The sequence below is a fragment of the Gordonia sp. CPCC 206044 genome (assembly GCF_048537895.1).
GTDB lineage: Bacteria > Actinomycetota > Actinomycetes > Mycobacteriales > Mycobacteriaceae > Gordonia.
The window spans coordinates 103,497-117,343 of sequence record NZ_JBCLVL010000015.1 but is presented as its reverse complement, the minus strand read 5'-3'; the positions used below and the strand labels follow the sequence as shown (position 1 = coordinate 117,343).

Here is a 13,847-nt window from a genome sequence, read left to right as displayed (position 1 = left end):
CGGTATCAGCTTGCGCCTCGAGCTGTTCAGTCACCGGCGCCTCTCCAGCGCCGATTCGCCCCATCCGCCGGTCGAGTAGCCCGAGGCGCAAGGCCGAGGACGTATCGAGGCCCACCGAGACGATCGGGCCTGTGCGACGGGAGCGTCGCTCAGCGCGGCTCGCCGAACAGCTTCGGCAACGTGCCCTCGTGCACGTCGCGCAGTTCGTCGAGGCCGATCTCGAAGTGGTCTTGCACCGATACCGAGTCGCTTCCCTGATCGACGACGCCGATACGCGTCCATGGCATCTGGCGAGCGTCGAGCATCCCGACGAACCGCGACTCCTCGGTACGCGGAACGGCAACCAGCACGCGTCCCGACGATTCCGAGAACAGCCAGACGAACGGGTCCGCACCCTCGGGAAGCAGGACCCGACAACCGGTTTCACCGGCGAGCGCGCCTTCGACGACGGCCTGGATGAGGCCGCCCTCGGACAGATCATGCGCCGCCGAGACAAGCCCGTCACGCGAGGCGGCGACCAAGATGTCGGCGAGCAACCGTTCGCGTTCCAGATCCACCTCGGGCGGGACCCCACCCAGATGGTCGTGGGCGACCTGCGCCCAGATAGAACCGTCGAACTCGTCGCGGGTGTCACCGAGCAGGATCAGCGTCTCGCCGGGTTCGGTACCGAATCCCGTGGGGATCCGCCGGTGCACGTCGTCGATGATGCCGAGAACACCCACCACCGGGGTCGGCAGGATGGCCGTCGAGCCGGTCTGGTTGTAGAAGCTGACGTTGCCGCCGGTCACCGGGACGCCGAGCTGTGCGCAGCCGTCCGCGAGGCCGCGAACGGCCTGCTGGAACTGCCACATCACGGCGGGGTCCTCGGGCGAACCGAAGTTCAGGCAGTTGGTGACCGCCTTCGGTCGCGCTCCGGAAACCGCGACGTTGCGGTATGCCTCGGCCAGTGCCAGCTGGGCACCACGATAGGGATCGAGGTAGGTGTAGCGGCCCGACGCATCGGTGGCCAGAGCGATACCGCGGCCCGAACTCTCGTCGATGCGGATCAGACCGGAGTCGGCGTTCTCGGCGAGGACCGTGTTGCCTCGGACATAGCGGTCGTACTGCTCGGTGATGAACTTGCGACTGCACAGCGCCGGCGAGCCGATCATCTGCAGGACCGTCGCGCGGAGTTCCTCGGAGGTCGCGGGTCGCGGCAACGAGGCCGTCGTGGACGCGATCACGCCGTCCTGCCAATCCGGGCGCGCAACGGGCCGCTCGTAGACGGGGCCCTCGTGGGCGACGGTGCGCGGCGGCACGTCGACCACGCGCTCGCCGTGCCAGTCGATGATCAGGTTGTCGCCGTCGGTGACCTCGCCGATCACGGTGGCAAGCACGTCCCACTTCTTACAGACGTCGAGGAATGCATCGACATTCTCCGGGGTGACGACCGCGCACATACGCTCCTGCGACTCGCTGGAGAGCACCTCCGCAGCGGTCATGCCCTCGGCGCGCATCGGCACCTTCTCCAGGTCGATGTGCATGCCGCCGTCACCGGCCGCAGCCAGTTCCGACGTCGCGCAGGACAGGCCCGCACCGCCGAGATCCTGGATGCCGACGACCAGACCTGCGTGGTACAGCTCCAGGCAGCACTCGATGAGCACCTTCTCGGTGAACGGATCACCGACCTGCACGCTCGGCAGTTTCTTCCGATTCGGACCCGACTGTTCACCATCGTCATCGAAGGTCTCCGATGCCAGCACCGAGACGCCGCCGATGCCGTCGAGACCGGTCCGCGCGCCGAACAGGATGATCTTGTTGCCTGCGCCCGACGCGAACGCCAGGTGCAGGTCCTCGGTGCGCAGAACCCCGGCGCACAATGCGTTGACCAGAGGGTTGCCCGCGTAGCTGGGGTCGAACACCGTCTCGCCGCCGACGTTGGGCAGACCGAGCGAATTGCCGTATCCGCCGACGCCACGCACCACACCGTCGACCACACGACGGGTGTCGGGCGCATCGGCTGGCCCGAACCGCAACTGATCCATGACCGCGATCGGACGCGCGCCCATCGCCATGATGTCGCGGACGATGCCGCCGACACCGGTGGCCGCGCCCTGATACGGCTCGACGTAGCTCGGATGGTTGTGCGACTCGACCTTGAACGTCACCGCCCAGCCGTCGCCGACGTCGACGACTCCGGCGTTCTCACCAATACCCGCCAGCATCCCGGCGCGCATCTCGTCGGTTGTGGTCTCCCCGAAATACCGCAGGTGGACCTTGGAGGACTTGTAGCTGCAATGCTCCGACCACATGACGGAGTACATCGCGAGTTCCGCGTCGGTGGGACGGCGACCGAGGATCTCGCGGATCCGGGCGTACTCGTCGTCCTTCAGACCGAGTTCACGGAACGGTTGGGGTTGATCGGGGCTGCCGGCAGCGGCTGTGACGGTATCGACCTGCGCACTCACTCTGACCAGTGTAGATGAGAGGTCACCGCGACCACGTACCGCCGGACATCACCGCACATCAGGGTGTCCGGACGTGCGAGAGCAACACCTCTGCGATCGCCTCGAGGCCCGCTTGGTCGGCCTCGGTGAAGCGGTTCGGCACCGGGCTGTCGAGGTCGAACACCCCGAAGATCTGTCCGCCGATCGCGAGAGGGACGACGAGTTCGGAACGGCTGTCGGGATCGCAGGCGATGTGATCGGGAACAGCGTGCACATCGGCCACCCGCTGAGTGGTCAGTGACCGGGCGGCGGCCCCGCACACCCCTCGATCCGACGGGATGCGGATACACGCGGGCTTGCCCTGGTAGGGCCCGACGACCAGGTCGCCGGTGTGCTGCTCGTGGAAGTAGAAACCCACCCAGTTCAGATCCGGCAGCGAGTGATAGACCAGCGACGACAGACTCGCCGCCAGTGTGGCCCGATCGTGTTCTCCCGCCACCAACGCCTCCGCGGCCCGGACCAACTGGGCGTACCGCTCCTCGATGGATCCGACCAGTTCGGGCACGGCGAGACTCATGGCGACCAATCTAGGCGTCGGCGGCGGTGATCGCGATGATCGCGTCACGCAGATCCGAACGGCAGATCACCAGGTCGGGCAGATAGGTGTCGTCACGGTTGTAGAGCAGTTCGGAGCCGTCGATGCGTCCGCACCACAGCCCCTGTGCGCGGGCGACCGCCACCGGTGCGGCCGAATCCCATTCGTATTGGCCACCCGAATGCACATACGCATCGGCCTCGCCGCGCACGACCGCCATCGCCTTGGCGCCCGCCGAGCCCATCGGCAGAACGTCACCGCCGATGGCCTCGGCCACCCGCGCAGAGAATTCCGGGGGGCGTGAGGCACTCACGACCACCCGTAGCCGGTCGCCACGCGGCGTACTCGCGAGCCCTCCGGTCGGGGTCACCGGTTCGGTGTCGTCGAGATAGGTGACACCGAGCGCAGGTAGCGCGACCGCACCCGCGATCAGCCCGTCGTCGGCCGACCACAACGCGACATGAACCGCCCAATCGGTGTGTCCGGCGGTGCCGTACTCCCGGGTGCCGTCCACCGGGTCGACGATCCAGACCCGCGAAGCGCTCAGTCGGGACTTGTCGTCGGCGGACTCCTCCGAGAGCACCGCGTCGTCGGGCCGCTCGGCGGCCAATCGCGCCAGCAGGAGCTCGTTGGATCGCAGATCGCCTGCCTTGCCCAGTTCCTTGCCCGACAATCCGCTGTCGCGCCGGATGTCGAGGAGCAATTCGCCTGCGGCGGTGGCCAGGTCACCGGCAAGGGCCCGGTCGTTCATCGTCTTCTCCATCTGTGGATGTGGCGCTGTTGTGTGGGGCGGGGTGGTCTCGATACGCCTCCTCGCTGCGCTCGTCGGCTACTCGACCGGCGGGGGTGACGCTCGTCGGCTACTCGACCGGCGGGGGTGACGCTCGTCGGCTACTCGACCGGCAGGGTGCGGACACGATCGGTCTCAGAGTCCCAGATTCCGGATCACCGATTCGGCAACGTCGCTCGGCGCGCCGTCGCCCGGGGTGATCACGATGTCCGCCTCCCGCGGCCGCTCGTACGGCGAGTCGATGCCGGTGAACTGGCTGATCTCCCCACGACGCGCCTTGGCGTACAACCCCTTCGGATCGCGGTCCTCGCACACCTCGAGAGGGGTGTCGAGGAAGATCTCGTGAAACGCCAGCCCACGCTCGGCGTGGATGTCGCGGGCGCGCTGACGTTCCTCGGCGAACGGACTGATCAGCGAGACGATCGCCACGGCACCCGCATCGGCGAACAGCGCGGCGACCTCGCTGGTGCGGCGAATGTTCTCGCGACGGTCATCGTCGGAAAACCCCAGGTCAGAGTTCAGGCCGTGCCGCAGATTGTCGCCATCCATCAGATACGCGGGCCGCCCCTCGGCGACGAGGCGACGTTCGAGCTCGACCGCCAACGACGACTTCCCCGACCCCGACAACCCGGTCAGCCACAACGTCGCCCCCCGATGGGCCCGCTGGTCGCGGGTCACCTTGGTGGTCTGCCACACCACGTGACTGTCGTTGGACACCGGTGCGGTGATCATTCCCGCGCCGACCGTCTTGTTGGTCGACTCGTCGATGAGGATGAAGCTGCCGGTCTCGCGGTTCTTGCGGTATGCATCGAACATCACCGGCTGCTGCGTGTGCACAGAGACCCGAGCGATCTCATTGAGCCGCAACGACTTCGCTTCCTCGTCGCGATGCAGCGAGTTGATGTCGAGACGATAATTGAGCCCGCTGATCTGAGCGCGGGTCGACCGGGTACCGCACATCATCTGATAGCGGCCGCCGGGGGTCAGTTCGGTGTCCTCGGAGAACCAACACACCAGAGCGTCGATGTCACGGCCCACGAACGGACGATTGTTGGGACGCGCCAGCATGTCACCGCGGACGATGTCGATCTCGTCGGCCAACTCGATCGACACCGCCATCGAGGCGAACGCCTCATCGACCTTCTCGCCGCCAGGACCCCAGATGTCGGTGATGGTGGTGCTGAAACCACTGGGCAACACGACGATTTCAGCGCCACGAGCGAACACGCCGCCGGCCACCGTGCCGGCATACGCGCGATGGTCGGCGCCATCCGAACGCTGCGGACGGATGACGTACTGGACAGGCATCCGTGCGTCGATCAGATTGCGATCCGAGGCGATGTAGACGTTCTCCAGATGGCTGAGCAGCGGACGCCCCTCGTACCAGGGCATGTTCGCCGACTGCTCCACGACATTGTCGCCCTGCAACGCCGACAACGGGATGAACGTGAGGTCGGCGACGTTCAACTTCGCGGCGAAGGCCACGAAATCCTCCACGATCTCGTCGAACCGCTCCTGCGACCAGTCCACGAGATCCATCTTGTTCACGCACACCGTGAGGTGCGGAATCCCCAACAACGACGACAGAAACGCATGGCGCCGAGTCTGTTCCAGCACTCCCTTGCGTGCGTCGACGAGGATCATCGCGAGATCGGCGGTCGAGGCCCCCGTCACCATGTTGCGGGTGTACTGCACGTGACCCGGGGTGTCGGCGATGATGAACTTGCGCTTCGGCGTGGAGAAATACCGGTAGGCGACGTCGATCGTGATGCCCTGCTCCCGCTCGGCCCGCAGTCCGTCGGTCAACAGGGCGAGATTCGCGTACTCGTCGCCACGCTCGGCACTGGTCCGCTCGATCGACTCGAGCTGATCGGTGAAGATCGCCTTGGAATCGAACAGCAACCGGCCGATCAGCGTCGACTTCCCGTCGTCGACCGACCCGGCAGTCGCCAACCGCAGCATCTCCTTGGCGCGCCGAGCAGGCCCGCCCAGCTCGTTCCCGGCGCCCACGCTCCCGGGCCCGCTCACTTCGTTCCCGGCGCCCACCACACCGGGCCCGCTCACTTCGTTCCCGGCGCCCATCAGAAATAGCCTTCCTTCTTACGGTCTTCCATCCCCGCCTCCGAGATCCGGTCGTCGGCGCGGGTGGCACCGCGCTCGGTGACCCGGGTGACCTCGATCTCCTCGACGACCTTCTCGATGGTGTCCGCATCGCTGCGCACACAACCGGTACAGGTGGCATCGCCGACAGTGCGGAAACGCACCAGTTCGGTTGTCGCCTCCTCACCCGGAAAGGTCTGCAGGAAACGGGTTTTCGCCAGCAACATGCCGTCCCGGGCGATCACCTCACGCTCGTGGGCATAGTAGATCGGGGGTAGTTCGATGTGTTCGGCACCGATGTACTGCCAGATGTCGAGTTCGGTCCAATTGCTCAGCGGGAACACACGGATGTGCTCACCTTTGTGGTGGCGCCCGTTGTACAGCTGCCAGAGTTCGGGTCGCTGCGACCGTGGGTCCCATGCCCCGAACTCGTCGCGAAAACTGAACACCCGCTCCTTGGCGCGGGCCTTCTCCTCATCACGGCGCGCACCCCCGAACACCGCGTCGAAACGGTTCTCCTGGATGCCTCGCAACAAGGCGGTCGTCTGCAGCCGGTTTCGACTCGCGCCCGGCCCGGTGTCCTCGACAACACGCCCCGCGTCGATGTCGTCCTGCACCGAACTGACCACCAGCCTCACACCCGTCTGCTCGACGACGCGATCACGGTAGGCGATCACCTCGTCGAAGTTGTGGCCCGTGTCCACGTGCATCAGCGGGAACGGCACCGGCGCGGGCCAGAAAGCCTTGCGCGCCAAGTGGAACATCACCACCGAATCCTTGCCTCCGGAGAACAGCAGCACCGGACGCTCGAAGGTCGCGGCCACCTCTCGCATGATGTGCACCGACTCCGCCTCGAGCGCCGCGAGGTGACTGAGCTCGTACCCGTGGTGCGCGGGTCGCTCGGGCTTCGTGTACGCCGTGCTGACCATCGCCAACTCCTTGACATGTCGATTATTCGACACTCAGTATTGAATATGTGACAGAGACAGTAGGGGACGCCGCCGCGGCCGGTCAATCACCGCGGTCGCCGTCCCCGCCGACCGCGCGGGTGGTCGCCATCATGGACCTCCTCACCCGACCCGACATCGACACGATGACCTTGGCTGAGATTGTCCGCCACACCCGCCTCTCGCGCGCGACAGCACACGCGATCGTCGCCGAACTGAGCGACCGCGGCTGGGTCCTGCGCGACCAGGACGGCGGCATCCGCATCGGACCGGGCTTCGTCGCACTCGCCAGACGTACGCGCGAAATCGACCACCTGGCCGAATGGGGGTCGGCGGCGCTGCGCGAGGTGACCACGACCTTCGGCATCGCAGGATTCGTGGCCCGCCGCACCTCTGACGACACCATCACCGTGACCGATCAGGTCGGCGAGGTCGACGGCTCGTCACGCTGGCTGGCACCGGGACATCAACTGCGGCTCACCCCACCGATCTGTCGCGAGTTCGTCGCCTGGGAACCGGAGGTCATTCGATCGCAGTGGGTGGCACAAGCCTCGGCGGCCACGCGCACACGCCTCGACCTCGTGCTCGAGGCGATCCGACGACGGGGGTACTCGATCGAGCGGATGACCGACGAACATCTCGCACTGATCGAGACGCTCACCGCCATCGACACCATGCCCGACCGGTTGCGATCCCAGGCCACCGATCTCCTCACCGAGCTCACCGTCATCGACTACCTCGACAGCGAGCTGACCGACGAGATCCCCGTGGTCACGCTGGGCGCCCCGATCTTCGATGCCGACGCACGCGTGATCGCGTCATTGGTCATCTGCCCACGGCAGACGATGCCGGTCGATCAGGTGCATCGACTCGGAAATGCCGCCCTGCGCGCCGCCGCCGTGGTGTCCACACGCCTCGGCCACCACGAGGCCATGCCCGATCGCCGGCGTGGCTGACACCGACCCGGGCGTTCGCGATCGAGGTCAGATGACCCCCAGTGCCAGCATCGCGTCAGCCACGTGGGTGAATCCCGCGATGTTGGCGCCCGCGACGTAGTCTCCCGGGACCCCGTATTCGTCGGCGGTGTGCAGGCAACGATCGTGGATGTCGCGCATGATGTCGGCCAGTCGCTGTTCGGTGTGCTCGAAACTCCACGAGTCACGCGACGCGTTCTGCTGCATCTCGAGTGCGCTGGTGGCCACGCCACCGGCGTTGGCGGCCTTACCCGGAGCGAAGGCCACCCCGCCCGCGTTCAGCAGCTTGATCGCCTCGGGCGTCGTGGGCATGTTCGCACCCTCGGCCACGATCTGGCAGCCGTTGGCGATCAGTCGACGTGCGTCCTGCGCTTCGAGTTCGTTCTGCGTCGCGCACGGCAGCGCGATGTCGGCGGGTACGTCCCAGATCCGGCCACCGGTGACCAGGGTCGCCGTCCCGGCGCGGGCGGCGGCGTAGTCGGCGATACGTCCGCGCCGTTCCTCTTTGATCTCCTTCAACAGCGTGAGGTCGATGCCTGCCTCGTCGAATACGTAGCCGGATGAATCCGAACAGGCCACCACGATTCCGCCCAGCTCCTGGACCTTCTCGATCGCGTAGACGGCGACATTTCCCGAGCCCGAGACGACGACGCGCCGGCCCTCGAATGATTCGCCGCGCGCGGCGAGCATCTCCCGGACGAAGAAGACCACGCCGTAGCCGGTGGCCTCGGTGCGCACCCGCGATCCGCCCCAATGCAGCCCCTTGCCGGTCAGCACACCGGACTCGTATCGGTTGGTGATGCGTTTGTACTGCCCGAACAGGTAGCCGATCTCGCGACCACCGACGCCGATGTCACCGGCCGGGACGTCGGTGTACTCGCCGATGTGGCGATAGAGCTCGGTCATGAAGGACTGGCAGAACCGCATCACCTCACCGTCCGAGCGTCCCTTGGGGTCGAAGTCCGATCCGCCCTTCGCCCCACCGATCGGCAGCCCGGTGAGGGCGTTCTTGAAGATCTGCTCGAATCCCAGGAACTTGACGATGCCGAGGTAGACACTCGGGTGAAAGCGCAGACCGCCCTTGAACGGGCCGAGCGCCGAGTTGAACTCGACCCGGAATCCTCGATTGATGTGCACCTGCCCGGCATCGTCGGTCCACGGCACCCGGAAGATGATCTGTCGCTCCGGTTCGCACAGGCGCCGGATGACCTCGGTGTCGAGGTAGTGCGGATGTTTGGCCACGACCCGCCCCAGACTCTCGAACACCTCATGAGCCGCCTGGTGGAACTCCGCTTCACCGCGGTTGCGATCCACCACCTCATCGAAGAGTTCCTGCAGTTCGGGGACCAGCTCCGGCACGATGACTCCTGCACACATACGACGACACGGACATTCCCGATCAGGGTATCGGCGAGCCACAACGCGCCTTGCACGCCGGTGGCCACCGTCGATGCCCACAGGACGCCGAGGGCACTGACAGGTGCAGCGAGGGGCGCAGGTCCGGCACGCTCAACAACCAGACCCGACTACCAACCAAGCACTTGCTAGGTTACGCTCGGGGCATGAGCGATGCCGTCATCCCGCCGCCCTTGCGTCCCGACGAACTCACCGCAGACTCGTCACCCGTCGCCTACGAGGTGGGGGGACCCGAGAACGCGGTCGCCTATGTGACGCTCAACCGTCCCGAGTACCGGAACGCACAGAATTCTGTGATGACCTACTCGCTGGATGCAGCGTTCCGCAGGGCCGTCGACGACGCGTCGGTGAAGGTCATCGTGTTGCGCGCGAACGGCAAGCACTTCTCCGCGGGCCACGACATCGGCACCCCGGAGCGCGACTTCGACACTTACTACGACAACGTCGCGACCCTGCACTGGGATCACACCGACCGATCGGGCGCCGACCAGCGTCTGGCGCGCGAACTAGAGGTCTACATGGGGATGTGCCGACGGTGGCGCGACATCCCGAAGCCGGTCATCGCACAGGTGCACGGCGCGTGCATCGCCGGTGGCCTGATGCTCGCATGGATTTGCGACTTCATCGTCGCCGCCGACGACGCGTTCTTCTCCGACCCGGTGGCCCGCATGGGTATCCCGGGTGTCGAGTACTTCGCCCACGCGTTCGCCCTCGGAACCCGGCGAGCCAAGGAGATCCTGTTCACCGGCGACCGATTCACCGCCACGCAGGCAGCCGAGTGGGGCATGGTCAACCATGTGGTGCCACGCGACGAATTGTCGGCGAAGGTCGACGAGATCGCCGAGAAGATGGCGGCGATGCCGTTGCAGGGACTGTTCCTGTCCAAGAAGGCCGTGAACATCTGCGAAGACCAGATGGGCCTGCGTAATTCGATGGACTCGGTGTTCGGGTGGCACCACTACGCACATGGGGCCAACGCGGAGGCCGGGGGCGACTCCCTCGGCGGTATGGATGCGAAGTCGATGAAGGCAGCCGGCGCCGGGAGCGAAGCGAGCGGGCCAAATGTAGCCGGCGCCGGGAGCGAAGCGAGCGGGCCAAATGTAGCCGGCGCCGGGAGCGAAGCGAGCGGGCCAAATGTAGCCGGCGCCGGGAGCGAAGCGAGCGGGCCAAATGTAGCCGGCGCCGGGAGCGAAGCGAGCGGGCCAAATGTAGCCGGCGCCGGGAGCGAAGCGAGCGGGCCGAATGTAGCCGGCGCCGGGAGCGAAGCGAGCGGGCCAAATCAACACGGCGCCGGGAGCGCAGCGAGCGAGCCGAATCCAGCCGGCGGTGGCACGTCCGGATCGGGGAGCTGAGATGGATCTGTTGTTCGACGACGCGGCCGAGAGTTTCCGGTCCGACATCCGCACCTGGCTCGCCGATCACGTTCCGGCACAGCCTCTCCCCTCGATGGACACCGCCGAGGGCTTCGAGGCACACCGCGAATGGGAACGCACCATGGCCGCCGACCGCATGTCGGTCGTCAGCTGGCCGGAGGAATTCGGCGGGCGCGACGCCCCGTTGTTGCACTGGGTGATCTTCGAGGAGGAGTACTACCGGTCCGGCGCTCCGGGCCGTGTCAGCCAGAACGGCATCTTCTTGCTCGCCCCAACGCTTTTCGAACACGCCAATCCCGAGCAGCTCGCCCGCATCATGCCTCGAATGGCACGCGCCGACGACATCTGGGGACAGGCCTGGAGCGAACCCGAGGCCGGTAGCGACCTGGCCTCGTTGCGTTCTACCGCCACCCGTACCGAGGGCGGGTGGCTGCTCAACGGCCAGAAGACCTGGAGTTCGCGATCGAGCTTCGCCGACTGGGCGTTCGGGCTGTTCCGCACCGACAAGGAGGCCCAGCGCCACAAGGGCCTCACATACTTCATGTTCGATCTGCGCAGCCCCGGCGTCACCGTCCGCCCGATCGCGCAACTCGACGGCGAGCCCGGCTTCGCCGAGTTGTTCCTCGAAGATGTGTTCGTTCCCGACGATCCGGATCGTCCCGGCGATTCCGGGGTGATCGGCCAGGTGGACAACGGCTGGCGGGTCGCGATGAGCACCGCCGCCAACGAGCGGGGTCTGTCGCTGCGTGCTCCCGGCCGCTTCCTGGCCACCACCGACCGGCTCGTCGACCTGTGGAAGAACAACCGCGACAACGCATTGTCGACGGCCAACATCGACGCGCGGGTTGCGGACGCGTGGATCGGCGCACGCGCATACGAATTGTCGACGTATCAGACGGTCAGCCGTCTCGCGGCAGGTGGACAACTCGGTATGGAGTCCTCGATCAACAAGGTCTTCTGGTCGCAGTGGGACATCGCCGCACATGAGACCGCACTGGATCTGCAAGGCCTCGACGCCGAGTTCGACGACAGCTGGATGGACGGGTACCTGTTCTCGCTGTCGGGCCCGATCTACGCCGGTACCAACGAGATCCAGCGCAACGTGATCGCGGAGAGGCTTCTCGGTCTGCCGCGTGGAGACAGGTGACGACATGGAATTCCTACTCTCTGATGTTCACGACGACCTCGCGTCCACCGTCGATGCGCTGTTGACCAAGGCCGACGTGCCCTCGCGCACGCGGGCGTGGATCGACGGGGACCGCGGACCGATCACCGAGGTGTTCGGCGCCCTCGCCGACACCGGGATCAACGGACTGCTCATCGACGAATCCGCCGGTGGCGCCTCGGCCGGAGCGGTGGAGATGGTGGTCGCGATGGAACAGATCGGGCGCCATGCGTTGCCCGGCCCCGTGGTCGAGAGCATCGCGGTGCTCCCGGTGCTGTTCCACACCGCCGACGTGACCGGCGAACAGGTCAGTGCACTCGCCGAAGGACGGTTCGCCACCGTGGCGATCCCCCCGACGGCTCCGCTCGCACCGACCGCCGAGGTGGCCTACCTCGTCCGCGACGGCGTACTGAGCACCGCGACGGCCGGCGAGACCCGCGCCACGGTCGACCCGACGCGTACCCTGGCCGAACTCGTCCCCGGCGACGTTCTCGCCGACGGAGTCGATGTCGAAGACGCCGTCGACATCGGCACGCTGGCCACCGCCGCCGAACTGCTGGGCATGGCGAAGGCGATGCTGGCGCTGGCATCGGATTATGCCCAGGCCCGCAAGCAGTTCGGACGACCGATCGGATCTTTCCAGGCGGTCAAGCACCATCTCGCCGACGTCGCGATCGCCGTCGAGATGGCCCGGCCGCTGGTACACGCCGCCGCGCTGGGCGTCGACGGACTGATGCCCGAGGGCACCGATGTCGGCCGCGACGTCGCAGCGGCCAAGGTCGCCGCAGGCGATGCCGCGCACCTCGCGTCCCGACGAGCCCTGCAGGTCCTCGGGGCCATCGGCTACACCTCCGAACACGATCTGTCGCTGTACCTGACCAAGACCCGCGCGTTGCTGACGGCGTGGGGTACCCCGGCGGCCCTGCGCCGTCGAGTGCTGGAGTCACTGTGACGCTCACCGATACCGCACCCGTTCCCGCAGAGGAACGCGACGCGCTCGCCGAGGCCATTCGTGATCTCGTCAGCCGACGCGCGGACTCCGCCGCCGCACGTTCGGCGATGAGCCGGACACCACGTGTCGACCGCGCTTTGTGGGAGACGCTGTGCGGCGAGATCGGTGTTGCCGCACTGCCGATCCCCGAGAAGTGGGGTGGCGCGGGGGCCACCTTCGCCGAGACCGCCGCCGTCCTCGAAGAACTCGGCCGCGCGCTGACACCGGTTCCCGTCTACGCCGGCGCGCTGGCGACCGCCGCCCTGCTGATCGCCGACGACGCCGAGACGAATCAGGCGCTGCTCCCGGACATCGCTGCAGGCGCGCGTATCGCCACGGTCTGCTGGGCAGGCCAGACCGGATGGGACCGTCCCGGCGTCAGTGCTGATGCCGGATTGCTCAGCGGGACCGCCGAGTACGTGCTCGACGGCGAGTCCGCCGATCTCCTGCTGGTCCTGGCCGGGAACACCACCGCAGGCATCACGCTGCACGCGGTCGACGCCGATGCCGACGGCATCACCGTCACGCCTCTACCTGTCGTCGATCCGAGCCGACCGCTGGCCCGGATCACCTTCGACGAGACCCCGTCCACCTCGATCCCGTCGGGACCCGACCTCGTGGACCGGCTGCGCACCCACGCCTGGGCCCTGTTGGCGGCCGAACAGGTCGGCGGGGCCGCGGCGGCCTTGGATCTCACCGTCGACTACACCAAGTCGCGCAAGCAATTCGGCCGCATCATCGGGTCATTCCAGGCGCTCAAACACCGGATGGCCGACATGTACACGCTCGTCGAGACGGCCCGTTCGGTCGCCCGCGCCGCCGCGGTCGCAATCGCCACCGGCGATGACGACGCCACCGATCTGGCGGCCGCGGCACATGTCTACTGTTCCGAGGCGTTCACGACGGTGACCGGCGAGGGCATCCAGTTGCACGGCGGGATCGGCATCACCGCCGAGCACGACATCGGCCTGTACTTCAAACGGGCGCACGGCAGCGCACAGTTGTTCGGACAGCCGCACGAGGTGATTGCCGAACTCAGCGGTCGACTGCTCGCCTGAGGGGTTCACGCA

Annotated in this window: 10 protein-coding genes and 1 pseudogene; 5 read left to right on the top strand and 6 right to left on the bottom strand. The window is 66.8% G+C overall.

What is annotated here, in order from left to right; translation table 11 throughout:
• Positions 1 to 149 precede the first annotated feature (149 nt).
• The 5 genes from purL to cysD form a co-directional block, all read right to left on the bottom strand.
• The gene (gene purL / locus AAFP35_RS21315) at positions 150 to 2,447 is read right to left on the bottom strand and encodes a phosphoribosylformylglycinamidine synthase subunit PurL (RefSeq protein ID WP_419223652.1); all 2,298 of its coding nucleotides are present in this window, start codon (positions 2,445 to 2,447) and stop codon (positions 150 to 152) included.
• Between the two features lie 58 nt (positions 2,448 to 2,505).
• Positions 2,506 to 3,003: a GAF domain-containing protein gene (locus AAFP35_RS21310; RefSeq protein WP_419223651.1), complete on the bottom strand. Its 498-nt coding sequence runs from the start codon at positions 3,001 to 3,003 to the stop codon at positions 2,506 to 2,508.
• A 10-nt stretch (positions 3,004 to 3,013) separates the two neighbouring features.
• Positions 3,014 to 3,772, bottom strand: coding sequence for a 3'(2'),5'-bisphosphate nucleotidase CysQ (locus tag AAFP35_RS21305; protein ID WP_419223650.1), 759 nt, complete (start codon positions 3,770 to 3,772; stop codon positions 3,014 to 3,016).
• Between the two features lie 174 nt (positions 3,773 to 3,946).
• Entirely contained in the window at positions 3,947 to 5,773 is a 1,827-nt protein-coding gene (gene cysC / locus AAFP35_RS21300) for an adenylyl-sulfate kinase (protein ID WP_419223675.1), read from the bottom strand.
• Between the two features lie 119 nt (positions 5,774 to 5,892).
• On the bottom strand, positions 5,893 to 6,840 hold the full coding sequence (gene cysD / locus AAFP35_RS21295; protein ID WP_419223649.1) for a sulfate adenylyltransferase subunit CysD: 948 nt from the start codon (positions 6,838 to 6,840) through the stop codon (positions 5,893 to 5,895).
• Between the two features lie 47 nt (positions 6,841 to 6,887).
• Here cysD and AAFP35_RS21290 point away from each other — a divergent pair, with 47 nt between their 5' ends.
• Entirely contained in the window at positions 6,888 to 7,814 is a 927-nt protein-coding gene (locus AAFP35_RS21290) for a helix-turn-helix domain-containing protein (protein ID WP_419223648.1), read from the top strand.
• A gap of 27 nt (positions 7,815 to 7,841) precedes the next feature.
• Here AAFP35_RS21290 and gdhA read toward each other — a convergent pair whose 3' ends face one another.
• A complete protein-coding gene (gdhA, locus tag AAFP35_RS21285; protein ID WP_419223647.1) occupies positions 7,842 to 9,209 on the bottom strand; it encodes an NADP-specific glutamate dehydrogenase in 1,368 nt (455 codons plus the stop codon).
• A 185-nt stretch (positions 9,210 to 9,394) separates the two neighbouring features.
• Here gdhA and AAFP35_RS21280 point away from each other — a divergent pair.
• The 4 genes and pseudogenes from AAFP35_RS21280 to AAFP35_RS21265 all read left to right on the top strand — a co-directional run.
• Positions 9,395 to 10,294, top strand: a pseudogene (locus AAFP35_RS21280) (enoyl-CoA hydratase); the annotation flags it as partial.
• A gap of 307 nt (positions 10,295 to 10,601) precedes the next feature.
• Entirely contained in the window at positions 10,602 to 11,768 is a 1,167-nt protein-coding gene (locus AAFP35_RS21275) for an acyl-CoA dehydrogenase family protein (protein WP_419223646.1), read from the top strand.
• A gap of 4 nt (positions 11,769 to 11,772) precedes the next feature.
• A complete protein-coding gene (locus AAFP35_RS21270) occupies positions 11,773 to 12,738 on the top strand; it encodes an acyl-CoA dehydrogenase family protein (RefSeq protein WP_419223645.1) in 966 nt (321 codons plus the stop codon).
• Positions 12,735 to 13,835 carry an acyl-CoA dehydrogenase family protein gene (locus tag AAFP35_RS21265; protein ID WP_419223644.1) on the top strand — a complete coding sequence of 367 codons (1,101 nt, stop codon included), beginning with the start codon at positions 12,735 to 12,737 and terminating at the stop codon, positions 13,833 to 13,835. The genes AAFP35_RS21270 and AAFP35_RS21265 overlap by 4 nt, the downstream gene beginning before the upstream one ends.
• Positions 13,836 to 13,847 lie beyond the last annotated feature (12 nt).